The sequence below is a fragment of the Pseudomonas mucidolens genome (assembly GCF_900106045.1).
Classification (GTDB): domain Bacteria; phylum Pseudomonadota; class Gammaproteobacteria; order Pseudomonadales; family Pseudomonadaceae; genus Aquipseudomonas; species Aquipseudomonas mucidolens.
Genome location: NZ_LT629802.1, coordinates 270,279 through 295,540 on the forward strand (window position 1 = coordinate 270,279; position 25,262 = coordinate 295,540).

Annotated in this window: 23 protein-coding genes; 15 read left to right on the plus strand and 8 right to left on the minus strand. The window is 61.2% G+C overall.

The window, feature by feature from the left end; all coding sequences use genetic code 11:
• Positions 1-76: 76 nt before the first annotated feature.
• From BLU75_RS01335 to BLU75_RS01345, 3 genes are all read right to left on the minus strand, one after another.
• Positions 77-463, minus strand: coding sequence for a DNA polymerase III subunit chi (locus BLU75_RS01335; RefSeq protein WP_084376185.1), 387 nt, complete (start codon positions 461-463; stop codon positions 77-79).
• Positions 464-470: 7 nt separating this feature from the next.
• Positions 471-899 carry a DNA polymerase III subunit chi gene (locus tag BLU75_RS01340; RefSeq protein ID WP_084376184.1) on the minus strand — a complete coding sequence of 143 codons (429 nt, stop codon included), beginning with the start codon at positions 897-899 and terminating at the stop codon, positions 471-473.
• A 173-nt stretch (positions 900-1,072) separates the two neighbouring features.
• Positions 1,073-2,563 carry a leucyl aminopeptidase gene (locus BLU75_RS01345; RefSeq protein ID WP_084376183.1) on the minus strand — a complete coding sequence of 497 codons (1,491 nt, stop codon included), beginning with the start codon at positions 2,561-2,563 and terminating at the stop codon, positions 1,073-1,075.
• A gap of 283 nt (positions 2,564-2,846) precedes the next feature.
• On the opposite strand from BLU75_RS01345, the gene lptF reads away from it, so the two are divergent.
• The 10 genes from lptF to tadA all read left to right on the plus strand — a co-directional run bounded on the left by lptF (position 2,847) and on the right by tadA (position 13,295).
• Positions 2,847-3,965, plus strand: coding sequence for an LPS export ABC transporter permease LptF (gene lptF, locus BLU75_RS01350; protein ID WP_084376182.1), 1,119 nt, complete (start codon positions 2,847-2,849; stop codon positions 3,963-3,965).
• On the plus strand, positions 3,958-5,037 hold the full coding sequence (lptG, locus tag BLU75_RS01355; protein ID WP_084376181.1) for an LPS export ABC transporter permease LptG: 1,080 nt from the start codon (positions 3,958-3,960) through the stop codon (positions 5,035-5,037). Before lptF ends, lptG begins: the two co-directional genes overlap by 8 nt.
• A 152-nt stretch (positions 5,038-5,189) precedes the next feature.
• Positions 5,190-6,989 carry a translation elongation factor 4 gene (gene lepA / locus BLU75_RS01360; protein WP_084376180.1) on the plus strand — a complete coding sequence of 600 codons (1,800 nt, stop codon included), beginning with the start codon at positions 5,190-5,192 and terminating at the stop codon, positions 6,987-6,989.
• Between the two features lie 5 nt (positions 6,990-6,994).
• Positions 6,995-7,849 carry a signal peptidase I gene (lepB, locus tag BLU75_RS01365; protein ID WP_084376179.1) on the plus strand — a complete coding sequence of 285 codons (855 nt, stop codon included), beginning with the start codon at positions 6,995-6,997 and terminating at the stop codon, positions 7,847-7,849.
• A 154-nt stretch (positions 7,850-8,003) separates the two neighbouring features.
• Positions 8,004-8,693: a ribonuclease III gene (gene rnc / locus BLU75_RS01370; RefSeq protein WP_084376178.1), complete on the plus strand. Its 690-nt coding sequence runs from the start codon at positions 8,004-8,006 to the stop codon at positions 8,691-8,693.
• Positions 8,686-9,588 (plus strand): GTPase Era, encoded by a 903-nt coding sequence (gene era, locus BLU75_RS01375; RefSeq protein WP_084376177.1) that lies wholly within the window; start codon positions 8,686-8,688, stop codon positions 9,586-9,588. The genes rnc and era overlap by 8 nt, the downstream gene beginning before the upstream one ends.
• Positions 9,589-9,747: 159 nt before the next feature.
• Positions 9,748-10,437: a DNA repair protein RecO gene (recO, locus tag BLU75_RS01380; protein WP_084376176.1), complete on the plus strand. Its 690-nt coding sequence runs from the start codon at positions 9,748-9,750 to the stop codon at positions 10,435-10,437.
• A 51-nt stretch (positions 10,438-10,488) separates the two neighbouring features.
• Positions 10,489-11,232, plus strand: coding sequence for a pyridoxine 5'-phosphate synthase (gene pdxJ / locus BLU75_RS01385; RefSeq protein ID WP_084376175.1), 744 nt, complete (start codon positions 10,489-10,491; stop codon positions 11,230-11,232).
• A gap of 183 nt (positions 11,233-11,415) precedes the next feature.
• Positions 11,416-12,798, plus strand: coding sequence for a multicopper oxidase family protein (locus BLU75_RS01390; protein WP_084376174.1), 1,383 nt, complete (start codon positions 11,416-11,418; stop codon positions 12,796-12,798).
• Complete coding sequence (gene tadA / locus BLU75_RS01395; RefSeq protein WP_084376173.1) at positions 12,798-13,295, plus strand: tRNA adenosine(34) deaminase TadA; 498 nt, start codon at positions 12,798-12,800, stop codon at positions 13,293-13,295. The genes BLU75_RS01390 and tadA overlap by 1 nt, the downstream gene beginning before the upstream one ends.
• A gap of 79 nt (positions 13,296-13,374) precedes the next feature.
• Here tadA and cmoB read toward each other — a convergent pair whose 3' ends face one another.
• From cmoB to BLU75_RS01420, 5 genes are all read right to left on the minus strand, one after another.
• A complete protein-coding gene (cmoB, locus tag BLU75_RS01400; protein WP_084376172.1) occupies positions 13,375-14,331 on the minus strand; it encodes a tRNA 5-methoxyuridine(34)/uridine 5-oxyacetic acid(34) synthase CmoB in 957 nt (318 codons plus the stop codon).
• Positions 14,328-15,107, minus strand: coding sequence for a carboxy-S-adenosyl-L-methionine synthase CmoA (gene cmoA / locus BLU75_RS01405; protein WP_172832058.1), 780 nt, complete (start codon positions 15,105-15,107; stop codon positions 14,328-14,330). The genes cmoB and cmoA overlap by 4 nt, the downstream gene beginning before the upstream one ends.
• A gap of 260 nt (positions 15,108-15,367) precedes the next feature.
• Positions 15,368-15,760, minus strand: coding sequence for a protease inhibitor I42 family protein (locus BLU75_RS01410; protein WP_084376170.1), 393 nt, complete (start codon positions 15,758-15,760; stop codon positions 15,368-15,370).
• Positions 15,761-15,896: 136 nt separating this feature from the next.
• Entirely contained in the window at positions 15,897-18,317 is a 2,421-nt protein-coding gene (gene lon / locus BLU75_RS01415; RefSeq protein WP_084376169.1) for an endopeptidase La, read from the minus strand.
• Between the two features lie 136 nt (positions 18,318-18,453).
• Entirely contained in the window at positions 18,454-19,443 is a 990-nt protein-coding gene (locus BLU75_RS01420) for a GntR family transcriptional regulator (protein WP_084376168.1), read from the minus strand.
• A 331-nt stretch (positions 19,444-19,774) separates the two neighbouring features.
• Between BLU75_RS01420 and BLU75_RS01425 the strand changes: the two genes are divergently transcribed.
• The 5 genes from BLU75_RS01425 to BLU75_RS01445 all read left to right on the plus strand — a co-directional run bounded on the left by BLU75_RS01425 (position 19,775) and on the right by BLU75_RS01445 (position 25,260).
• The gene (locus BLU75_RS01425; RefSeq protein ID WP_172832059.1) at positions 19,775-21,112 is read left to right on the plus strand and encodes an amidase; all 1,338 of its coding nucleotides are present in this window, start codon (positions 19,775-19,777) and stop codon (positions 21,110-21,112) included.
• An 11-nt stretch (positions 21,113-21,123) separates the two neighbouring features.
• Positions 21,124-22,002 (plus strand): polysaccharide deacetylase family protein, encoded by an 879-nt coding sequence (locus tag BLU75_RS01430; protein WP_003234086.1) that lies wholly within the window; start codon positions 21,124-21,126, stop codon positions 22,000-22,002.
• A gap of 150 nt (positions 22,003-22,152) precedes the next feature.
• Positions 22,153-23,493, plus strand: coding sequence for an MFS transporter (locus tag BLU75_RS01435; RefSeq protein ID WP_084376167.1), 1,341 nt, complete (start codon positions 22,153-22,155; stop codon positions 23,491-23,493).
• Between the two features lie 12 nt (positions 23,494-23,505).
• Positions 23,506-24,267, plus strand: coding sequence for an SDR family NAD(P)-dependent oxidoreductase (locus BLU75_RS01440; protein WP_084376166.1), 762 nt, complete (start codon positions 23,506-23,508; stop codon positions 24,265-24,267).
• 243 nt (positions 24,268-24,510) lie between these two features.
• Positions 24,511-25,260 (plus strand): SDR family NAD(P)-dependent oxidoreductase, encoded by a 750-nt coding sequence (locus tag BLU75_RS01445; protein WP_084376165.1) that lies wholly within the window; start codon positions 24,511-24,513, stop codon positions 25,258-25,260.
• The last annotated feature ends 2 nt before the right edge of the window (positions 25,261-25,262 follow it).

Genomic DNA, 25,262 nt, shown 5'->3' on the forward strand with positions numbered 1-25,262 from the left:
CGCCGCGTTTATCCAGAATGAACGCGCCATCGTTGACGATTTTTCGCGAGCAAGCTCGCTCCTACAGAGGGGGCGTCTACGATTGGTATTGATTGAGCAACCGTTCCATCCGTGCATCCAACCGGCGTTTGATTTCGGTTTCGATATGCGGGGCAAAGTCGTCGATCACGTCTTGCATGATCAATTGCGCGGCGGCGCGCAGCTCGTTGTCCAGGTGCAACAACAAGGCGTCCGGGGACTTTTCTGCGACGGGTTGTGCCAGCGCGGTCTTTACCGCAGGCGGTTCGGAGGGCGCGGCAGGCGGGTCGCCGACTTTATCGAACAGCAGGGGAATCTGCTCATCGCCAGTGACGGTATCGGTCAACAGCGGCGGTTGCAGGTTTTCATCGCCCAGTAACTGGCGGATCGACTCAAGGTCATCCAGCAGGTGATCAGACGTTTTGATCGGGTTTGGAGTGTCCATCGTGTGCTCAAAGTCGCTGTAATCGGTGATCTTGCAAAGAATAGCCCTGTTCGCGGTAGAAACGGAAACTCTCCCGCGCGGCCTGACGAATAGCCGGATCCTCCACCACCACTTCGGCTACGCGGGCGAAACCCTTGGCGAAGGGCGGCACTTTCAGATCGAGGTTGACCAGCAGGTCGTGATGGTCGCCACAACTGTCGCCCAAGCCCAACACCACCAGGCCGTCAGGTTCCGATTCGGCAGGGCCGTGGGGCACGAAACTTTCACCCTTGAAGCGCCACAGGCGGGCGTCGAGGTCATCACGCTGGGCGGCATCGCTGCAATGCAGATAGATGCGATGGCCCATGCGCCAGGCTTTTTCGCTGAGTTTGCAGGCAAAGTCCAGGCGTGCCGACGGATCGGCGCTGGGCAGGATATAAAAGTCGACTTGGGTCATGACGGTTCCTGAGCCCGGCCTGCCCTCCGCCCACTAGGTGTAGGCGCGAACTTGCTCGCGAAAATCGTCAACGATGGCGCGTTCATGCTGGATGAACGCGGCGTTCTCGGGTTCTTCGCGAGCAAGCTCGCTCCTACAGTAGCGGGTGATGGGTGGCGGGTAATGGGCGCTATTTAGGCGTTGGCGCGATCCAGCAGGTACTGGGTCAGCAGGGGCACCGGACGGCCGGTCGCGCCCTTATCTTTACCACCACTGGTCCAGGCCGTGCCCGCGATATCCAGGTGGGCCCAGTTGAAGTTCTTGGCAAAACGCGACAGGAAGCAGGCCGCCGTGATGGTGCCGGCTTTCGGGCCGCCGATGTTGGCGATGTCGGCGAACGGGCTGTCCAGCTGTTCCTGGTACTCATCGAACAGCGGCAGTTGCCAGGCACGGTCGTCGGCTTGCTGGCCGGCGCTGAGCAGTTGCTCGATCAGCTCGTCGTTGTTGCCCAGCAGGCCCGAGGTGTGAGAGCCCAGTGCGACGATGCAGGCACCGGTCAGGGTCGCGATGTCGATCACGGCCTGCGGCTTGAAGCGTTCGGCGTAGGTCAGGGCGTCGCACAGCACCAGGCGGCCTTCGGCGTCGGTGTTGAGGATTTCCACGGTCTGCCCGCTCATTGTCGTCACGATGTCGCCCGGACGCGCAGCGCCGCCGCTTGGCATGTTCTCGGCGCAGGCGAGGATGCACACCAGGTTGATCGGCAACTTGAGTTCGAGCACGGCGCGCAGGGTACCGAAGACGCTGGCGGCGCCGCCCATGTCGTATTTCATCTCATCCATGCCGGCGCCCGGCTTGAGGCTGATGCCGCCGGTGTCGAAGGTGATGCCTTTACCCACCAGGGCAAAGGGTTTCTCGGACTTCTTGCCGCCGTTGTACTGCATCACGATCAAGCGGGGCGGCTGGTCGCTGCCCTGGCCCACGGCATAGAACGAGCCCATGCCCAGTTCCTTGATCTTTTTCTCATCCAGGACTTCGACTTTCAGGCCCTTGAATTCCTTGCCCAACGCCTTGGCTTGCTCGCCGAGGAAGATCGGGTGGCAGATATTCGGTGGCAGGTTGCCCAGGTCGCGGGTGAACGCCATGCCGCCAGCGATTGCCTGGGCGTGGGTCACGGCGCGCTCGACTTCCGCCTGGGCGGCCTTGATGGTCAGCAGGGTGATTTTCTTCAGGGCGCGGGGTTCGGCTTTCTGGCTCTTGAACTGGTCGAAGGTGTATTCGCCATCGGCCAGGGTTTCCGCCAGCAGGCGCGTCTTGCTGTAGCTGTCACGGCCCTTGACCACGATTTCATCGAGCGCCAGCGTGGCATCACTGCCGCCCAGGCCTTTGAGGGTGCTGAGGATGCCGCTGATGATCTTGCGGAAAGGACGGTCGCCCAGTTCGGCGTCCTTGCCCACGCCTACCAGCAATATGCGGTCGGCCTTGAGGTTGGGCAGGCTGTGCAGCAACAGGCTTTGGCCGACCTTGCCGGCCAGGTCGCCACGCTTGAGCACCGCGCTGAGGGCGCCACCGCTCAGTTCGTCGACTTGTCTGGCGGCGGTGCCGAGCTTGCGGCCTTCGCCGACAGCGACTACGAGGGTGGCGGTTTTCAACGTTTCGGGGCTAGCGCTTTTTACAACCAGTTCCATGTTCGGGTCCCTTATATAAGGTCAAAGAGCCGGGTGTCTGTACTCCGGCTTGTAAGCGAAGCCACCTGTGGGCAGCCCGCGACAAAGGCCGCAGTTTGAACCCCGCCGCCCGAGCCTGACAACCCTTGCCGGCAGCTTTGCACATGCGTATGAGCAAGCTCCGTGACAGGCGCGCCCAATCACAGGATAATGCGCCATCTTTTTAGTCGACCCCTGCAATAGGTTCGGCTTGATCTGCTTGCTTGTTTGGCCACTTTAGCCTGACAACCCTGGAGTGTCTGGTTTGATTGTCTTCCGTTATCTGTCCCGCGAAGTCCTGCTGACCCTGAGTGCCGTAAGTGCGGTATTGCTGGTCATCATCATGAGTGGTCGTTTCGTCAAATACCTCGCCCAGGCGGCCTCCGGTGCCTTGGATCCGGGATCGTTGTTCCTGATCATGGGCTTTCGCCTGCCGGGATTCCTGCAACTGATCCTGCCGTTGGGTCTGTTTCTGGGGATTTTGCTGGCGTATGGGCGGCTGTACCTTGAAAGCGAGATGACCGTGCTGTCGGCCACCGGCATGAGCCAGCAACGATTGCTCGGCATGACCATGATTCCGGCCGCGGGCGTCGCTTTGCTGGTGGCGTGGTTGAGCTTGAGCCTGGCGCCCCAGGGCGCCATGCAGTTTCAACTGGTACTCAACAAGCAGGACGCGATGACCGAGTTCGATACCCTTGAACCGGGCCGCTTCCAGGCACTCAACGACGGCACGCGGGTGACGTACACCGAAAAGCTGTCCGATGACCGGGCCAATCTGAGCGGCGTGTTCATTTCCGAGAAGCGCCTGGGCCAGGACAAGAAAGACCGAGGCATTTCCGTGCTGGTGGCCGACGGTGGCCGTCAGGAAGTGCGTGCGGACGGCACGCGTTACCTGATCCTGGAAAACGGCTATCGCTACGACGGCAGTCCCGGCCAGGCTGACTATCGAGCCATCAAATACGACACTTATGGGGTGATGTTGCAGCGCCCGGAGGTCAGCAATGAGGTCACCGACCGCGACGCGATTCCGACCATGGACCTGTTCGGCAGCAAGGAGTTGCGCTCCATCGCCGAGCTGCAATGGAGGCTCTCGCTGCCGCTGCTGGTATTTATCGTCACGCTGATGGCCGTTCCGCTGTCCCGCGTCAATCCGCGCCAAGGGCGGTTCCTCAAGTTGCTGCCGGCGATCCTGCTGTACATGGCCTACCTGACCATCCTGATTTCGGCGCGAGGCTCCCTCGAGAAAGGCAAGATCTCGCCAATCCTGGGGTTGTGGTGGGTTCACGCTATCTTTCTGATGATTGGCCTGGGCTTGCTTTACTGGGAACCGATTCGCTTGAAAATGCAGAGCCGTCGCGGCACGAAGGAGCTGGCTCGTGGGTAAGTTGGATCGCTACATCGGTAGCAGCGTACTGATCGCCATTCTGGCGGTGTTGGGCATTATCCTGGGCCTGGCCTCGTTGTTTGCGTTTATTGATGAGGTGGGCAACGTCAGCAACACCTACACGGTGACCGACGTCCTGAGTTATGTAGCGCTGACGGCGCCGCGTCGCCTCTACGACATGATGCCGATGGCGGCGCTGATCGGTTGCCTGATCGGCCTGGGGAGCCTGGCCAGCAACAGCGAGCTGACCATCATGCGCGCGGCGGGTGTTTCCATTGGCCGCATCGTCTGGGCGGTAATGAAGCCCATGCTGCTGCTGATGGCCGCCAGTGTGCTGATCGGTGAGTACGTGGCGCCACCGGCCGAAACCACGGCCCAGGCCAATCGTGCGCTGGCCCAGGGTTCCGGCGACGCGCAGAGTTCGCGGCATGGCCTGTGGCACCGCCAGGGCGATGAATTTATCCACATCAACGCGGTGCAACCGGGCGGCCTGTTGATCGGTGTTACGCGTTATCGCTTCGATAACGAGCGGCACATGTTGTCTTCCAGCTTCGCCAAGCGTGCGCAGTTTACGGACAATCAGTGGCAGTTGAGCGAGGTCACCACCACGCACTTCCACAACCCGGGCAAAGGCACCGAGGCGAGCACCGAGGTGATCAATGAGCCCACGCAAACCTGGGACATCGCCCTCAAGCCCGAGCTGCTGAACACCGTGGTGATGATCCCGGAAAGCCTGCCGATCTCCGGTTTGTGGAGCTACATCCACTATCTCAAGGACCAGGGCCTGAACAACGGTCGCTATTGGCTGGCCTTCTGGGTCAAGTTGTTGCAGCCGGTGGTGACGGCCGCGCTGGTGCTGATGGCGATTTCGTTCATTTTCGGACCTTTGCGTTCGGTGACCCTGGGACAGCGGGTATTTACCGGCGTGTTGGTGGGGTTCACCTTCCGCATCGCTCAGGACCTGCTGGGGCCGTCGAGCCTGGTGTTCGGTTTCTCGCCGCTGTTTGCCGTGCTGGTGCCGACCACTATCTGCGCGTTGGCCGGGTTGTGGCTGTTGCGTCGAGCCGGTTGAACCGCCGCCTGTGAACAAAAAGTGCCCCGTTCGCCAGATCGGGGCATTTTTGTTATTGGTCGGCAAGGATGACGTCTGACCCGAGCATCAGGTACAATTCCCGGCTATTTTTCAGCGGGCAGTCTGCCTGCAGCCTTTTTGAGTGTTGACCCGTGAGTGATTTGAGTCATATCCGCAATTTCTCCATCATCGCCCACATTGACCATGGCAAGTCGACGCTGGCCGATCGGTTCATCCAGATGTGCGGCGGCCTTGCCGCGCGTGAAATGGAAGCCCAGGTGCTGGACTCCATGGACCTGGAGCGCGAACGCGGGATCACCATCAAGGCCCACAGCGTTACCCTGTACTACACCGCCAAAGACGGTATCAAGTACCAGCTGAACTTCATTGACACCCCCGGCCACGTTGACTTCACCTACGAAGTCAGCCGCTCGTTGGCGGCCTGTGAAGGTGCGTTGCTGGTGGTGGACGCGGGGCAGGGCGTTGAAGCCCAGTCCGTCGCCAACTGCTACACCGCGATCGAGCAAGGCCTGGAGGTCATGCCGGTGCTGAACAAGATCGACCTGCCGCAGGCCGATCCGGACCGTGTCAAAGACGAAATCGAAAAAATCATCGGGATTGACGCCACCGACGCCGTCGAGTGCAGCGCCAAGACCGGCCTGGGCGTCGACGAAGTACTCGAGCGCCTGGTGAAAACCATTCCCGCGCCCACCGGCAATATCGAAGATCCGCTGCAAGCGTTGATCATCGACTCCTGGTTCGACAACTACCTGGGCGTTGTGTCCCTGGTCCGCGTGCGCCATGGCCGGGTGAAAAAGGGCGACAAGATCCTGGTCAAGTCCACCGGCAAGATTCACCTGGTGGACAGCGTTGGCGTGTTCAACCCCAAACACACCGCCACCACCGACCTGAAAGCCGGCGAAGTAGGTTTCATCATCGCCGGTATCAAGGACATTCACGGTGCTCCGGTGGGTGACACCCTGACGTTGAGCTCGACGCCTGACGTCGACGTGCTGCCGGGCTTCAAGCGCATCCAGCCGCAGGTGTATGCCGGTCTGTTCCCGGTCAGCTCCGACGACTTCGAAGACTTCCGCGAAGCCCTGCAAAAGCTCACCCTCAATGACTCGTCGTTGCAGTACACCCCGGAAAGTTCCGACGCGCTGGGCTTCGGCTTCCGTTGCGGGTTCCTTGGCATGCTGCACATGGAAATCATCCAGGAGCGCCTCGAGCGTGAATACGACCTGGACCTGATCACCACCGCGCCAACGGTTATTTTCGAGCTGGCGCTGAAAACCGGTGAAACGATCTACGTCGACAACCCGTCCAAGCTTCCGGACCTGTCTTCCATCGAAGACATGCGCGAACCGATCGTGCGGGCCAATATTCTTGTGCCGCAAGAGCACTTGGGTAACGTCATTACCCTGTGTATCGAAAAGCGTGGCGTGCAGCACGACATGCTATTCCTCGGTTCCCAGGTGCAAGTGACCTACGATTTGCCGATGAACGAAGTGGTCCTGGACTTCTTCGACCGTCTCAAATCCACCAGTCGCGGCTATGCTTCGCTGGACTACCATTTCGACCGTTATCAATCGGCCAATCTGGTGAAGTTGGATGTGTTGATCAACGGTGACAAGGTCGACGCTCTGGCGCTGATCGTGCACAAGGACAACGCGCACTACAAAGGTCGCCAGTTGACCGAGAAAATGAAGGAACTGATTCCGCGCCAGATGTTCGACGTTGCGATCCAGGCCGCCATTGGCGGGCAGATCATTGCGCGGACCTCCGTCAAGGCACTCAGAAAGAACGTACTGGCCAAATGCTACGGTGGCGACGTCAGCCGTAAGCGCAAGCTGCTTGAGAAGCAAAAGGCCGGTAAAAAACGCATGAAGCAAGTGGGCAACGTGGAAATTCCACAAGAAGCCTTCCTTGCGGTGCTCAGGTTGGATAGTTAGGTCCTATGTCACTAAATTTCCCGCTGTTGCTGGTCATCGCCGTTGCCGTTTGTGGTTTCCTGGCGTTGCTTGATCTGGTGTTCTTCGCTCCGCGTCGACGCACGGCGATTGCGTCCTATCAGGGCAGCGTCAGCCAGCCTGATGTGGCCGTGATCGAGAAACTGAACAAGGAACCGCTGCTGGTTGAATACGGCAAGTCGTTTTTCCCGGTTCTGTTTATCGTGCTGGTGCTGCGTTCGTTCCTGGTAGAGCCGTTCCAGATCCCCTCGGGATCGATGAAGCCGACCCTGGATGTGGGCGACTTCATCCTGGTGAACAAGTTTTCCTACGGGATTCGTTTGCCGGTGATCGACAAGAAAATCATCGAAGTCGGTGATCCGCAGCGCGGCGATGTGATGGTGCTCCGCTACCCGAGCGATCCGAGCGTCAACTACATCAAGCGTGTAGTCGGCCTGCCGGGTGACGTGATTCGTTACACCAGCGACAAGCGGCTGTTCGTCAACGGCGAATCAGTGGCGGAAAAACTGCTGGGTTCCGAACCCAACACCCTGGGCAGCGCCCAGCTGTATCAGGAGAAACTCGGAGCGGTGGAGCATGAAATCCGCAAGGAAATGAGCCGCTACCGTTCGCCGCCCGATAACCAATGGACGGTGCCCGCCGGGCATTACTTCATGATGGGTGACAATCGCGACAACTCCAATGACAGCCGCTACTGGGATGATCCGAGCATTCCCAAGGAACTGCTGGGCATGGTCCCCGACAAAAATATCGTCGGCAAGGCCTTCGCGGTCTGGATGAGCTGGCCGGAACCCAAACTCAGCCACCTGCCGAACTTCTCGCGGGTCGGGTTGATCAAGTAATCCATGCGGCGCTGTGAACACAGCGCCGAATGCTTTTCTGGGGCCAGGACAATTGTCCGGTCTCGAGCAATACGCAGCATTGCCAGGATTTGAATTTGAACACAGCGTTAATCGTCGATGGCCTTTGGCGCCACGTACTGAAAGTGGGTAAACCGTGAGCGTTTCTTTAAGTCGTCTCGAGCGTCAGCTCGGATACACCTTCAAGGACCAGGAATTGATGGTCCTTGCCCTGACACACCGTAGTTTTGCCGGGCGCAACAACGAGCGCCTGGAATTCCTCGGTGATGCCATCCTCAACTTTGTCGCCGGTGAAGCCCTGTTCGATCGCTTCCCGCTGGCCCGTGAAGGCCAGTTGTCGCGCCTGCGCGCGCGGCTGGTGAAAGGCGAGACCCTGGCCGTACTGGCTCGAGGCTTCGGCCTGGGTGAATACCTGCGCCTGGGATCGGGTGAACTGAAAAGCGGCGGTTTTCGCCGTGAATCGATTCTGGCGGACGCCCTGGAAGCGCTGATCGGCGCCATTTACCTCGATGCCGGGATGGACGTGGCCAAGGAGCGCGTGCTGGCCTGGCTGGCCTCGGAGTTCGAAGGCCTGACGCTGGTGGACACCAATAAAGATCCCAAGACCCGCCTGCAGGAATTCCTGCAGTCTCGTGGGTGTGACCTGCCACGTTACGAAGTGGTGGATATCCAGGGTGAGCCGCATTGCCGAGTGTTCTTCGTCGAATGTGAAATCACCTTATTGAATGAAAAAAGCCGAGGTCAGGGTGTGAGCCGTCGTATTGCCGAGCAGGTAGCGGCCGCCGCAGCACTGATTGCCCTGGGCGTGGAGAATGGCCATGACTGATTCAACCGCAACTCGCTGTGGCTATGTTGCCATCGTCGGCCGTCCCAACGTGGGCAAGTCCACGCTGCTGAACCATATCCTGGGGCAGAAGCTGGCGATCACCTCGCGCAAGCCGCAGACCACCCGTCACAACATGCTGGGGATCAAGACCGAAGGCCATGTCCAGGCGGTCTACGTTGATACCCCGGGCATGCACAAGGACGGCGAGAAAGCCCTGAACCGCTACATGAACAAGACCGCTTCGGCAGCGTTGAAAGACGTCGACGTGGTGATTTTTGTGGTCGACCGCACCAAGTGGACCGACGAAGACCAGATGGTCCTCGAGCGTGTGCAGTACGTCACCGGCCCGTTGATCGTGGCGCTGAACAAGACCGACCGGATTGAAGACAAGGCCGAGCTGATGCCGCACCTGAGCTGGTTGCAGGCGCAGTTGCCGAATGCGCAGATCATGCCGATCTCGGCGCAGCACGGGCACAATCTGGATGCGCTGGAGCGGGTGATCGCTGATTACCTGCCGGAGAACGAGCACTTCTTCCCCGAAGACCAGATCACCGATCGCAGCAGCCGTTTCCTGGCCGCCGAACTGGTGCGTGAGAAAATCATGCGCCAGATGGGGGCCGAGCTGCCGTACCAGATCACTGTCGAAATCGAAGAGTTCAAGCAACAGGGGAAAACCCTGCACATCCATGCGTTGATTCTCGTCGAGCGTGACGGCCAGAAGAAAATCATCATTGGCGACAAGGGCGAGCGCATCAAGCGTATCGGCACCGAAGCGCGCAAGGACATGGAAGTGTTGTTCGACTCCAAGGTCATGCTCAACCTGTGGGTCAAGGTCAAGGGCGGCTGGTCCGATGATGAGCGTGCATTGCGCTCCCTGGGCTACGGCGACCTCTAAAGCGCCGCAACCCCTGTAGGACCGAGCTTGCTCGCGAAGAACGTTAACGATGACGCGATTATTCTGATTAAACCAGTCGTTCTCAGGTTCTTCGCGAGCAAGCTCGCTCCTACAGTAATCACGTCGCTTTGAAGACCCTGTTCCCTCAGCGAGCTCTCCATGTCCGCATCCCCGCCCCCCAGCCAACCCGCCTACGTCCTGCACAGCCGCGCCTATCGCGAGACCAGCGCGTTGGTGGACTTCCTCACGCCCCAAGGCCGGCTGCGCGCGGTATTGCGCAGTGCGCGGGGCAAGACGGGGACGTTGGCGCGGCCATTTGTAGCGCTGGATGTGGAGTTTCGTGGCAAGGGCGAACTGAAAAATGTCGGCCGCCTGGAAAGTATCGGTACCTCCAGCTGGCTTAACGGCGAGGCGCTGTTCAGTGGCCTCTACCTCAATGAGTTGCTGATCCGCCTGCTGCCCGCCGAAGACCCGCACCCAGCGGTTTTCGATCACTACGCCGCGACCCTGTTGGCCCTGGCGGAAGGCCGTCCGCTGGAACCGCTGCTGCGTGCTTTCGAGTGGCGCCTGCTGGACGACCTGGGCTACGGGTTTGAACTCAGCAATGATCTGCACGGCGAGCCCATCGCCGCCGACGGCATGTACCGTCTGCAAGTGGACGCGGGTCTGGAGCGGGTTTACCTGCTGCAACCGGGGTTGTTCCAGGGCGCCGAGTTGCTGGCCATGAGCGAGGCCGACTGGAACGCTCCCGGCGCCTTGTCCGCCGCCAAACGCCTGATGCGCCAAGCCCTGGCCGTACACTTGGGCGGTCGACCGCTGGTCAGTCGCGAGTTGTTTCGAAAGCCCTGACATCCCCGTGTATGCTGTGCAGCGTTTCTTTCCCTATTCAGGAGCGCTTCCGTGACCACCAGCAATCGCATTCTTCTCGGCGTCAACATCGACCACGTCGCTACCCTGCGTCAGGCCCGGGGCACCCGTTACCCTGACCCGGTCAAGGCCGCGCTGGACGCCGAAGAAGCGGGCGCCGACGGCATCACCGTGCACCTGCGCGAAGACCGCCGGCACATCCAGGAGCGTGATGTGCTGCTGCTCAAGGACGTGCTGCAGACCCGCATGAACTTCGAAATGGGCGTCACCGAAGCAATGATGGCGTTTGCCGAGCGCATTCGTCCGGCGCATATCTGCCTGGTACCGGAAACCCGCCAGGAACTGACTACCGAAGGCGGCCTGGATGTGGCCGGGCAGGAAGCGCGGATCAAAGCCGCAGTGCAACGCCTGTCACAGATCGGCAGTGAGGTCTCGCTGTTTATCGACGCCGATGAGCGGCAGATCGAAGCCTCGCATCGTGTCGGTGCACCGGCCATTGAATTGCATACCGGCCGCTACGCCGACGCGACCACCCCGACCGAAGTCGCTGATGAATTGCAGCGCATTGTCGACGGCGTGGCCTGCGGTTTGCGCGAAGGCTTGATCGTCAACGCCGGACACGGCCTGCACTACCACAACGTCGAAGCCGTGGCTGCGATCAAGGGTATCAACGAGCTGAACATCGGCCACGCCCTGGTGGCCCACGCGCTGTTCGTCGGCTTCAAGGGCGCGGTTGCCGAGATGAAGGCGTTGATCCTGGCCGCCGCCAGAGGCTAAACACAGTCTGAAATACTGAAGATCAAAAATGTAGGAGCGGGCGTGCTCGCGCCCACATTTGATCTTCATTGGCCTCTACCATTTCGCCATGCGGCAATGCGAAGCCTTACTGTTTAGGTGGTGCAGGTGTATCGTATCTGCCCTTTGCAGGCTCCTGGCCTGCGGCAGATACGTGAGGTTGTTGTGTCCCGATCCTTTTCCCGTCGACAAATCCTGGGTGGTCTTGCAGGCTTGGCCGTAGTGGGCGTTGGTGCCGGTGGCGCCTACCGCTACTGGCTGGGGAAAGTCGCCGAGGCGGAGGCTGGGCACGATTACGAGCTGATCGCTGCGCCCTTGGATGTGGAACTGGTGCCCGGACACAAGACCCAAGCCTGGGCGTTTGGCCCTTCGGCGCCCGGCACCGAGTTGCGCGTACGCCAAGGCGAATGGCTGCGGGTGCGATTCATCAACCATCTGCCGGTCGCCACCACCATCCACTGGCACGGCATCCGCCTGCCGCTGGAAATGGACGGCGTGCCCTACGTCTCGCAATTGCCGGTGCTGCCCGGTGAATACTTCGACTACAAGTTCCGCGTACCGGATGCCGGCAGCTACTGGTACCACCCTCACGTCAGCAGCAGCGAAGAGCTGGGTCGCGGCCTGGTCGGTCCGCTGATTGTCGAAGAGCGCGAGCCCACCGGCTTCAAATACGAACGTACGTTGAGCCTGAAAAACTGGCATATCGATGAGGAGGGCGCCTTTGTCGATTTCAGCATCCCGCGCGAAGCGGCCCGTGGCGGTACCGCCGGGCGCTTGTCGAGCATCAACGGCGTGCCCCAGGCGGTGATCGACTTGCCGGCCGGGCAAATCACCCGGGTGCGCCTGCTCAACCTCGACAACACCCTGACCTATCGCCTGAATATTCCCGGTATCGAAGCGCAGATCTATGCGCTGGACGGCAATCCCATTCAGCCTCGGCCGCTGGGCAAGGACTACTGGCTGGGTCCGGGGATGCGTATTTGCCTGGCGGTCAAGGCCCCGCCGGTCGGCGAAGAACTCTCGATCCGCAACGGCCCGGTGCGCCTGGGCACGTTCCGTTCGGTGGCCAATACCGATGCGCCCACCGAATGGCCGCCCGCGCTGCCGGCTAACCCGGTTGCCGAGCCGGACCTGGCCAACGCCGAGAAACTCAACTTCAATTTCGAGTGGGTGGGAGCGGTCTCGGTCAACCTCGACAATGGCAAGCCGCCGAGCCTGTGGCAGATCAACGGCCAAGCCTGGGACATCACCGACAAGACCTGTGCCGACCGCCCGATTGCCAAGCTCGAACTGGGTAAGAGTTACATTTTCGAATTGAAGAACATGACGCAGTACCAGCATCCGATCCACCTGCATGGCATGAGTTTCAAGGTGATCGCTTCGAACCGGCACAAGGTCACGCCGTACTTCACCGACACTTACCTATTGGGCAAGAACGAGCGTGCCCGTGTGGCGCTGGTGGCGGATAATCCCGGGGTGTGGATGTTCCATTGCCATGTGATCGACCACATGGAAACCGGCCTGATGGCCGCCATTGAGGTAGCGTGATGCGTCAGATTCGCCCGACGGCGATCATTGATCGCAGCCGTGACCAGGACTTTATGCGCGAAGCCCTGGCGCTCGCCGCGCAAGGCGCGGCGCTGGGTGAAGTGCCGGTCGGTGCGGTGCTGGTGCAGGACGGTGAAATCATCGGCCGAGGCTTCAATTGCCCGATCAGCGGCAACGATCCGAGCGCCCATGCTGAGATGGTCGCCATCCGCGCCGCGGCCCAGGCGCTCAGTAACTATCGCCTGCCGGGCAGCACGCTTTACGTGACCCTCGAGCCGTGCAGCATGTGCGCCGGTTTGATTGTCCACTCGCGAATTGCCCGGGTGGTCTACGGTGCGCTGGAGCCCAAGGCCGGAATTGTGCAAAGTCAGGGGCAGTTTTTTACCCAGGGCTTTCTCAATCATCGGGTGCTGTTTGAAGGCGGGGTGTTGGCCGAGGAGTGCGGGACGGTGTTGAGCGCGTTCTTCAAGGCGCGCCGAGCAAAACCCCCACTCTAAAGAACACTGAGGCGCAAATGTGGGAGGGGGCAAGCCCCCTCCCACATGTTTGATCTCTATTTGGCAGGAGGCGTGAAGGTTACTTCTTGGCGATAATCACCGCGCGCATCGGCGCGGGTAGCCCTTCAATGGTCTTGCTGTGGTCTTCAGGGTCCAGGAAGTCGCTGAGTGACTGATACTTCATCCACTCCGTGCCGCGCTGTTCCTCGACCGTGGTCACGCTGACGTCCACGCAACGCACGTTGCTGAACCCGGCGCGGCGCAGCCACAGCATCAACGCCGGCACCGATGGCAGGAACCACACGTTACGCATCTGCGCGTAGCGGTCTTCCGGTACCAACACTTGCTGTTGATCACCTTCGATCACCAGCGTCTCCAGGACCAGTTCGCCGCCCTTGACCAGACAGTCCTTGAGCGCCAGCAGATGTTCGATGGGCGAGCGACGGTGGTAGAACACGCCCATGGAAAACACCGTGTCGAAGCCTTCCATGTGCGGCGGCAGGTCTTCAAATGGGAAGGGCAAGTGCCAGGCATTCGGTGCTGACAGATAACGCTGCACCGCCTGGAACTGGCAGAAAAACAGCCAGTTCGGGTCGACGCCGATCACGCTGTCGGCGCCGGCGCCGAGCATGCGCCACATGTAATAACCGTTGCCGCAACCGACATCGAGGATGCGCTTGCCGTTGAGGTCCAGGTGTGGCGCGACCCGCGACCATTTCCAGTCCGAGCGCCATTCGGTGTCCACATGCACCCCGAACAAGTCGAACGGGCCTTTGCGCCACGGGCTCAGGCCCATCAGCGCGCTGCGCATCTGCACGCGGGTTGCCTCGTCGCAATCGGTGTCCAGCAGCAGGCCGTTGAGCAGGTCGATTTGGTTCGGCATGATGGCGGGCAAGGCATCCAACGCACTCTGCCAGCGTTCCAGGTCGCCATGACCCTTTTCCATCTTCGCATCGAGTTGTGCTTGCAGGCCTTGGGCCCAGACAGCCAGGGGAGTACCGACCAGATGCCGGGCGAGGGGAGACAAATCAATCATGGCAGGGCAATCAACGAGGCAAAGTTAAGACACTGGAACCACGGCACGACGCTCGAAAAACCGGCCGCCAGCAGGCGTTCGCGGTGTTCTTCGAGGCTGTCGGGCTTCATGACGTTTTCGATGGCGCTGCGTTTCTGGGCGATTTCCAGTTCGCTGTAGCCGTTGGCGCGCTTGAACGCGATGTGCAGGTCGTTGAGCAGGACGTGCTCTTCGGGATCGTTGAAGCGCAGCTTTTCCGAAAGGATCAACGCGCCACCCGGCAGCAGCGATTGGCGAATCCGCCCGAGCAGCGCCAGGCGTTGCTCGGGAGCGATGAATTGCAGGGTGAAGTTCAGCGCCACCACCGAGGCTGGTTGAAATTGCAACGCGAGGATATCGCCCTCAATCACCTCCACCGGCAGTAACTCCTGGAACATTGAGTCCTGGCCGTTGAGGTACTCCCGGCAGCGCTCGACCATCGCCGCCGAGTTATCCACCGCGATCACCCGGCAACCGTCGGTACGCACATGACGGCGCAAGGCCTGCGTCACCGCGCCGAGGGACGAGCCGAGGTCGTAGAGCACGCTATTGGGCTGTGCAAACTGCGCGGCAAGTACGCCAAGGTTCTCGACAATGGTCGGGTAGCCCGGCACCGAGCGCTTGATCATGTCCGGGAACACCCGCACCACGTCCTCGTTGAAGGCGAAGTCCGGCACCTTGGGCAAGGGCTGGGCGAATAGGCGGTCGGATTCTTTGCTCACGGTTGTTCCGGCGACGAAAAGGGGAAAGGCCGGCATTTTAGCCAAGTTGGCCAACGAGTGCGCGGATTGTCTGTGCTGAGAAGATAAGACTCCACCCAACAACCACCTGTGGCGAGGGTGCTTGCCCTAACTCCTTGTAGGAGCGAGCTTGCTCGCGAAAAACGTCAACGATAATGCGTGTTTCCTGGATAAACGCGGCGCCTATGAGTTCTTCGCGAGCAAGCTCGCTCCTACAAAGCATTGGGACAAGCCCCCTCGCCACAGCAGTGAGGCCCCGTTGCCCCAGTCATGACGTATCAATTCACCGTGATGGTGCAGTCGAAGGTTTCCGCTGGGTTCACTTCCGGCGCCCAAGGCTGTTGCGAGGTCAGGCGCAAGCGGCCCTGGCCTGGTGCAAAGGCCTTGAAGCGCCAGGTGGATTTGCCGCCCGCGCCGACCAGGCCGGAGTCCTCGGGGTTGCTATAGACCTCGGGACTCAGACTGCGCAGCACGCCGCCGGCAGAGTCCTGGATCGCCCAGCGGTAACCAGTGGTGGGATTGCTGGGCAAGGTCAGGGTCAGGTTTTGTCCGGTTTTAAGCTGGAGCGGGCAAGCGCTCTGGTTTTCCACGGTGATGTTTTGCTTGGGCGCACTGGCGCAGGCGGCGAGCACGGCGAGGCTCAACGGGAGAAGCAGGCGGGCAGCGGTCATGAGGGCTCCGTTTGTTTACGACGAAGGGCGAGCATAACCGAAGATGAGGCAGGGTGGGCCGAGAGGGAGCTGGTGGTGACTGGGCGGGCCCCTTCGACTTGCTCGCGAAGAGGCCCACCTCGGCACTGCATAATTATCAGAAGAGCACTTTAGCCACATCCGCAAAGCGCTTGGCAAAGTGCACCGTCATGCCCTCTTTCAGGTAGTCCGGCAACTCCTCATAACTCCCCCGATTGGGCTCCGGCAAGATCAGCTCATGAATCTTCTGGCGCCGCGCCGCGATCACTTTTTCGCGCACCCCGCCAATCGGCAATACATGCCCGGTCAGCGTCAGTTCGCCGGTCATCGCCACGCCTTTTTTCGGTGGCTGGTTACGCGCCAGCGACAGTAACGCGCTGGCCATGGTCACCCCGGCGCTCGGGCCGTCCTTGGGTGTGGCGCCTTCCGGCACGTGCAGGTGAACGAAGGCTTCATCGAAAAACTTCGGGTCACCGCCAAACGACTTCAGGTTCGAGCTGACATAGCTGTAGGCGATCTCCGCGGATTCCTTCATCACGTCGCCCAGTTGCCCGGTGAGTTTGAAGCCGCGATTGAGCGTGTGGATGCGTGTCGCCTCGATCGGCAACGTCGCGCCGCCCATGCTGGTCCAGGCGAGCCCGGTGATGACTCCGGTGCCCGACAGCACACGCTCGTTACGAAATACCGGCATACCCAGGGAGCTTTCCAGGTCCTTGTTGCCGATTTTGATGACCGACTTCGGTTCATCCAGTAACTTGACCACCGCCTTGCGTACCAGTTTGCCCAGTTGCTTCTCCAATTGACGTACGCCGGCTTCCCGGGCGTAACCGTCGATCAATGCGCGCAGGGCACCGTCGCTGATGCTCAGGCTGCTTTTCGCCACGCCGGCTTTTTTCAGCTGTTTTGGCCACAGGTGACGCTTGGCGATGGCGACTTTTTCTTCGGTGATGTAACCCGACAGGCGAATCACTTCCATGCGGTCCAGCAGCGGACCGGGGATCGAGTCCAGGGTGTTGGCGGTGCAGACGAACAGCACTTTCGACAGGTCCAGGCGCAGGTCCAGGTAATGGTCGAGGAATTCGACGTTCTGTTCCGGGTCGAGGGTTTCCAGGAGTGCGGACGCCGGGTCGCCCTGGAAGCTCTGGCCCATCTTGTCGATCTCATCGAGCATGATCACCGGGTTCATCACTTCGACATCTTTAAGCGCCTGCACCAGTTTGCCCGGCAGGGCGCCAATGTAGGTGCGGCGATGACCCTTGATCTCGGCCTCGTCGCGCATGCCGCCGACACTGAAGCGGTAGAACGGCCGGCCCAGGGATTCGGCAATCGATTTGCCGATGCTGGTCTTGCCCACGCCCGGCGGGCCCACCAACAGTACGATGGAACCGGCGACTTCGCCCTTGTAGGCGCCTACGGCGAGAAACTCGAGGATACGGTTCTTGATGTCGTCCAGGCCGGCGTGATGCTCGTCCAGTACCTTGCGGGCGTGCTTGAGGTCGAGCTTGTCCTCGCCATACACGCCCCACGGCACCGACGTGGCCCAGTCCAGGTAGTTGCGGGTCACGGCGTATTCCGGTGAGCCGGTTTCCAGGATCGACAGCTTGTTCATTTCATCAGTGATGCGTTTTTGCGCCTGGGGCGGCAACACCTTGCCTTCCAGACGTTGCTCGAACTGCTCGACGTCGGCGCTGCGATCATCCTTGGTCAGCCCCAGTTCCTGCTGGATGACCTTGAGTTGTTCTTTGAGAAAGAACTCGCGCTGGTGCTCGCCGATCTTGCGGTTCACTTCGGCGGAAATTTCTTTTTGCAGGCGCGCGACTTCGACCTCCTTGCGCAGCATCGGCAGGACTTTTTCCATGCGCTTGAGCATCGGCACGCAGTCCAGCACTTCCTGCAATTCGTTGCCGGTGGCCGAGGTCAACGCCGCGGCGAAGTCGGTCAATGGCGACGGATCGTTGGGGCTGAAGCGATTGAGGTAGTTCTTCAACTCTTCGCTGTACAGCGGGTTGAGCGGCAGCAGCTCCTTGATCGCATTGATCAGGGCCATGCCGTAAGCCTTGACCTCATCCGTCGGTTCGGTCGGTTGGTGTGGGTATTCGACTTCCACCAGGTACGGTGGGTGGTGATGCTTGAGCCAGGTACGAATCCGCACGCGGGTCAGGCCCTGGGCGACGAATTGCAGTTTGCCGTTTTCGCGACTGGCGTGGTGGACCTTCACCAGGGTGCCGTACAGCGGCAGGGCGGAGGTGTCGAAGTGCCGTGGATCTTCGGGGGGCGTGTCCATGAAGAACAGCGCAAGGGAATGGTGTTCGGATTTGCTCACCAGCTCCAGGGTTTCCGCCCAGGGTTCTTCATTGACGATCACCGGCAGTACTTGCGCCGGGAAAAACGGCCGGTTGTGGATCGGGATGATGTAAACCTTGTCCGGCAGGTTTTGCCCCGGCAGAGCCAGGCCGGTGTGGGACGAGTTGCTTTCAGCGTTTTCGGGGTCGGCGTAGTCGTTGAGATCGATATCAGGGAATTCTTGCTGGTCGCTCATGGGGCACCTGCACAGGGAAGTATGCAGGTTAGATGGGGCGGGTAAGCGGTGGTTTCAATGGGGAGGCGTGGCTAGCAACAAATTGCTGGGTATTCCTCGGCGTGGATATCGGCCTGAACCACACTGAGCAAGTTGACTAGCTGATTTTGTGCAGGTAAGCGGGCAGCGGTTGCTCGGGCAACACCGACAACACCTTCAAACGCTGCAACATGCGCTGGCGTGCGCGTTGCAGGTGTTCGCGCAGGTTCAACGCCGCCGCATCAAAGGCCCCGTGCAGGAGTAGTTCGAGGATCAGGCGATGTTCGGCGAGCATCGCCGGATCGGCGCCGATGCCCAGCAAACGATAGAAAATCCGGCTGATGATCATCGGACTCTGGCCCTGGCGGATCAGCGCGGCGATCTTGCGGTTTTGCAGGCCCGCCAGGCAGCGTTGGTGCAGGTCTTCTTCCAGTTGTTTGATGTCCTCGAAACTGCAATGCGCGCTGTTTTGTGCGTCGATCACCCGCTGCAGCATGGCTTCCAGCGTCTCGCGGGCAAGTCCTGGCGCACTCTGGCGCAGGGCTTCGGGTTCAAGGCAGGCGCGTAATTCGTAGTCCTCGGTGACCTCCCGTGCGGTCAGCGGCCCGGCCAACCACTGGGAATAGGGTTCCTTTTCCACCAGGCCGCGATCGCGCAGGCGCATCAGCGCCTCACGCACTACCGCCCGGCTGACGCCATAGTGGTCGGCAGCAGCCTGTTCATCGAGACGGTAGTGGCCGAAAGCGATGCAGGTCGACAGCGCCACGCCGATTTCATCGACCACACGCTCGCCCAGCGGCCGCGTGTCGACCAGTTCATCTTCGCCGTTGAGGCCCAGGTGCCCGTGATTCAACGGCAAGCGCAACGGCTGCATGTCGAGCCCGTCGGGGTTGATCAGGTAGCCCCGGCCGTCGAAACGGCAGATCAGGCCTTCTGCATGCAGCAGGTTCAGCGCCTTGCGCACCGGCACCCGGCTGGTGCCAAACAGCTCGGCCAGCGGCGCTTCCAGCAATACCAGGCCATGGCGTGCGGTGCCGTGGAGAATGGCATCACGCAGTACCTGGTGGATCATCGCGTAGCGGGAAGCCGAGGCGGACGCTGCTTTCATCGGGTTCTCTGGACCATGGGAGCGGGCCGTGGATTCTCTCATAGATGCGCCTGTCACTCTGCACCACGTCGGTGGCACTTTTTTGGGGCTGCGCGCGGGTGAGTGTTACGTTTCTGCACCAAAACGTATTTATTAATAAAAGATACATTATTTCATTTGCAGCAGCTTGTCGTGGGCTGTGGTTTTTTTTCGCCCTTGCCCACGCTATCTACTCCGTAACTCTGCGGCGAAAACCCAGTGCGGTGATGGACGCCATGCAGATGACTGGCACGAAAGATGCCTTTGTAAAATGTATATTTTATTAATTGATACATTTATAGAGGGCGGTCCGATGTCAGATGCCACTTCCATGGCCGAGGATTTTGCCAGCGGTCGCAGCGACCCGGTGCAAGCCTTCGAACAGGCACTCGAGCACGCGAACACGCTGCCGGGTGTATTTATCTGCCTGACCGCTGCGCGTGCCCGTCGTGAGGCCGAAGCCGCCGCCGCGCGCTGGCGGGATGGGCAACCCTTGAGCGGGTTCGATGGGGTGCCGCTGGCCTGGAAAGACCTGTTTGACATGGCCGGTAGTGTCACCACCGCAGGGGCCGGGTTTCGCCGTCAGGCCCCGGCCGCGTCGCTGGATGCGCCGGTTGTTGGCAGGTTGTGCAGGGCCGGGATGGTCAATCTGGGTAAGACCAACCTGAGCGAACTGGCCTATTCCGGGCTGGGCCTGAACCCACATTTCGGTACCCCGCATAATCCCCACGGCAGCGATCAGCCGCGCATTCCGGGTGGATCATCGTCCGGTTCGGCGGTGGCTGTCGCCGCCGGTATCGTGCCCATCGCCATGGGCACCGACACCGCCGGGTCGATCCGCATTCCCGCCGCGCTCAATGGTTTGGTGGGGTACCGTGGCAGTTGCCGGCGCTACAGCCGTGACGGTGTATTCCCGTTGGCCCACACCCTTGACAGTCTCGGTCCGCTGGCCCGCAGCGTGCGCGATGTGCTGGTCATCGATGACCTGCTCCACGGTCGTACGCAGCGCCACATTCCACGCAGTCTCAAGGGGCAGCGCTTCGTACTTGAACACGCGGTGCTGGAAGACCCCCGCGTCGAACCGGCCGTGCGCGACAACCTGCTGCATGCCGTGGAGCAGTTGAAGGCCGCGGGGGCGTTGATTGAGGCGCGCACCAGCGCGACGTTCCAGGCCACCCTTGAGCTGATCCGGCAGCAAGGCTGGATCGGTTCCTTCGAAGCCTTCGCGCTCCACGAAGCGCTGCTCGACAGCGCCGATGCCCGGCAACTCGACCCACGCGTACGTCGCCGCCTTGAAGCGGCGCGCACGTTGCCGGCCAGCCAACTGATCGCGCTGTACGACGCCCGCGAGCGCCTGCAGCAGCAACTGATCGACGAACTCGACGGCGCGTTCCTTATCACCCCCACTGTCGCGCATGTCGCGCCAGCCCTGGCACCACTGGAAACCGACGACGAACTGTTCGTCAACACCAACCTCGCCACCCTGCGCCTGACCATGCCCGGCAGTTTGCTGGACATGCCCGGCGTCACATTGCCGAGCGGTCGCGATGCCCTGGGCCTGCCCACCGGGCTGCTGCTCAGCGCCCCGATGGGGGAAGACGCACGCTTGCTGCGGGCGGCGTTGTCGGTGGAAAACGCATTGACTCACTAAGGAGACACACCATGGCTAAAGACATTCTCTGTGCATTTGGCGTCGACGTTGACGCTGTCGCCGGCTGGCTCGGCTCCTACGGCGGCGAAGACTCGCCGGACGATATTTCCCGGGGCCTGTTCGCCGGTGAAATCGGCGCGCCACGTCTGCTCAAACTGTTCGAGCGTTACGGCCTGCGCACCACCTGGTTTATCCCCGGGCATTCGATGGAAACCTTCCCCGAGCAGATGAAGGCGGTGGCCGATGCCGGTCACGAAATCGGCGTGCACGGTTACAGCCACGAAAACCCCATCGCCATGACCGCCGAGCAGGAAGAAATCGTCCTCGACAAGTCCATCGAGTTGATCACCCAAGTCACCGGCAAACGCCCGACCGGCTACGTCGCGCCATGGTGGGAATTCAGCAAGGTGACCAACGAGCTGTTGTTGAAAAAAGGCATCAAGTACGACCACAGCCTGATGCACAACGACTTCCATCCCTACTACGTACGCAAGGGCGACAGCTGGACCAAGATCGATTACAGCCAGCACCCCGATACCTGGATGAAACCCCTGGTGCGCGGTGAAGAAACCGACCTGGTCGAGATCCCGGCCAACTGGTACCTCGACGATCTGCCGCCGATGATGTTCATCAAGAAGGCCCCCAACAGCCATGGCTTCGTCAACCCGCGTCATCTGGAGGAAATGTGGCGCGATCAGTTCGACTGGGTCTACCGCGAACACGAACACGCGGTCTTCACCATGACCATCCACCCCGATGTGTCTGGCCGCCCGCAAGTGCTGCTGATGCTCGAACGGCTGATCGAACATATCCAGAGCCATGCCGGCGTGCGCTTCGTCACCTTTGACGAAATCGCCGACGATTTCATCCGCCGCCAACCCCGTACCTGACCCTGTAGGAGCTTGCCCGCGAAAATCGTCAACGGTGACGCAGCGTTTCTGGTTTAACGCGGCGCTCTCAGGTTTTTCGCCGGCAAGCCGGCTCCTACAGGTTAAGGCAACACGCGTACCTGACCCTTTGCCCCCATCGAGGCGCGATCCATGTCTATCTATAACAAACTCGACCTGACTGGCTGGAAACCCCGGCAACTGACGCCCAGGGAAGTTCGCTTCGCCACCTGGATTGCGTTTTTCGCCTGGGTGTTTGCGGTGTACGACTTCATTCTGTTCGGCACTTTGCTGCCGGAAATCGGCCGGCATTTCGGCTGGGGTGAAGTGGAGCAAGCCGAGATCGCGACCTGGGTGGCGGTGGGCACCGCAGTGGTGGCGCTGGCCATCGGTCCGCTGGTGGACAAGCTGGGACGGCGCACCGGGATTATCTTCACCGTCGCCGGCTCTGCCGTGTGCTCGGCGCTGACCGCCATCGGCGGTGCGTGGGGCAAGGGACCGTTGATCCTGATCCGTTCGCTGGGCGGCCTGGGTTATGCCGAGGAAACGGTGAATGCCACGTATTTGAGCGAGCTGTACGCCGCCTCGGATGACCCGAAACTCGCCAAGCGGCGCGGCTTCATCTACAGCCTGGTGCAGGGCGGTTGGCCGGTGGGCGCGCTGATCGCCGCGGGCTTGACCGCGCTGTTGCTGCCGATCATTGGTTGGCAGGGCTGCTTCATCTTCGCCGCGATTCCTGCGATCGTGATCGCGGTCATGGCGCGCAAACTCAAGGAAAGCCCGCAGTTCCAGATTCACCAGCGCATCACCCAACTGCGCAAGAGCGGCGCGGTGAGCGAGGCGCAGAACGTCGCACAGACCTACGGCGTGGACTACGACGAACACAGCAAGGCCGGCCTCAAGGCCGCATTCCGTGGGCCCGCGCGGCGGGTGACACTGGTGATCGGCGCGGCGATCCTGCTCAACTGGGCAGCCATCCAGGTGTTCAGCGTGCTGGGTACGTCAGTGATCATCAGCGTGCATCACATCTCGTTCGAGAACTCGCTGATCATCCTCGTGCTGTCGAACCTGGTGGGCTACTGCGGTTACCTGTGCCACGGCTGGATGGGCGACAAGATCGGACGGCGCAATGTCATCGGCCTGGGCTGGATGCTCGGTGGCCTGGCGTTTGCCGGAATGCTCTACGGGCCGAGCACTATGCCGGTGGTCGTCGGTTTGTACAGCCTGGGTCTGTTCTTCCTGATCGGTCCGTATTCGGCGGCGCTGTTTTTCATCAGTGAAAGTTTCCCCACCAGCATCCGTGCCACCGGCGGCGCGATCATCCATGCCATGGGGCCGTTGGGTGCGGTGGTCGCGGGCTTTGGTGCGACCCAGGTGTTGTCCGCCGGCAGTGACTGGCAGACCGCGGCCCCGTATTTCGGCGCTTTGCCGTGCTTCCTCTCCGGCGCGCTGATGTTTGCCGCGCGTCATGTGCGTCCGGAAACCGTCCAGTAAGGAGTCAGTTCGATGCTACGTAAAGTTGCCCTGATTACCGGTGCCGCCAGCGGCATCGGCCAAGCCCTCGCCGTGGCGTACGCGCGTCACGGCGTGGCGGTGGTGGGCGGGTATTACCCGGCTGATCCGCATGATCCGCAGGAAACCCTGGACCTGGTGCAAAAAGCCGCTGGCGAGTGCCTGATGTTGCCGCTGGACGTAGGCGATACCGCGTCGGTGGATAACCTGGCCGCCCAGGCCGTCCAGCACTTCGGACGCCTCGACTACGCGGTGGCCAACGCCGGCCTGTTGCGCCGCGCACCGTTGCTGGAGATGACCGACGCGCTGTGGAACGAGATGCTCAACGTCGACCTGACGGGGGTGATGCGCACCTTCCGTGCGGCGACCCGGCATATGGGCGAGGGTGGGGCGCTGGTGGCTATCTCATCGATTGCCGGCGGTGTGTATGGCTGGCAAGACCATGCGCACTACGCGGCGGCCAAGGCCGGCGTACCAGGGTTGTGCCGTTCACTGGCGGTGGAATTGGCGCCGCTGGGGATCCGTTGCAATGCGGTGATTCCGGGGTTGATCGAGACCCCGCAGTCGCTGGATGCGAAGAATTCCCTTGGGCCCGAGGGCCTGGCCAAAGCTGCGCGGGCGATTCCGCTGGGGCGGGTCGGGCGGGCGGACGAGGTGGCGTCGCTGGTGCAGTTCTTGACCAGTGAGGCTTCGAGCTACCTGACTGGGCAGAGCATCGTTATCGACGGTGGCCTGACCGTACGCTGGCCTGACTGAAGGCCACCCCTCACCCTACCCCTCCCGAAACGTCGGACCGCCCCAGAGGGGAGAGGGGACTGACCGAAGTGTGCTGAAAAAATCTGCGACCTGAAAAACCGAGTCGATTATGGATTCAACACCGATCTTTCAGGTCGATGTAAACCTCCAATATCCCCCAATCGGCCCCTCTCCCCTCTGGGGAGAGGGTTGGGGTGAGGGGTTGATCTCCCAGACACCCACTAAAACCCAGGAGCCCCACATATGCCCCAACTCACCCACCGCCGCGCCGTCATTACCGGCGCCGGCAGCGGCATCGGCGCCGCCATCGCGCGTGCCTATGCCATAGAAGGCGCACGCCTGTTGCTCGCCGACCGTGATGCCGCCAGCTTGGCCGAAACCGCCATCACCTGCCGCAACCTCGGTGCGGAAGTCGTCGAGTGCGTCGCCGACGTCGGCACCGTCGAAGGTGCGCAAGCCAGTGTCGACAACTGCGTCGCGCATTACGGCGGCATCGACATTCTGGTCAACAACGCCGGCATGCTGACCCAGGCGCGTTGTGTCGACCTGAGTATCGAGATGTGGAACGACATGCTGCGCGTCGACCTCAGCAGCGTGTTCATCGCCAGCCAGCGCGCCTTGCCGCATATGCTGGCGCAGCGCTGGGGACGGATCATCAACGTCGCCTCACAACTGGGGATCAAGGGCGGCGCCGAACTGACCCATTACGCGGCGGCCAAGGCCGGGGTGATCGGGTTCACCAAGTCCCTGGCGCTGGAAGTGGCCAAGGACAATGTGCTGGTCAACGCCATCGCCCCCGGCCCGATTGAAACCCCTTTGGTGGGCGGCATCAGCGACACCTGGAAGCGTGCCAAGGCCGCCGAGTTGCCCCTGGGCCGCTTCGGTCAGGCCGATGAGGTGGCGCCCACCGCGGTGCTGCTGGCCAGCGAACCGGGCGGCAACCTGTTTGTCGGCCAGACACTGGGCCCGAACTCCGGCGATGTCATGCCATGAGC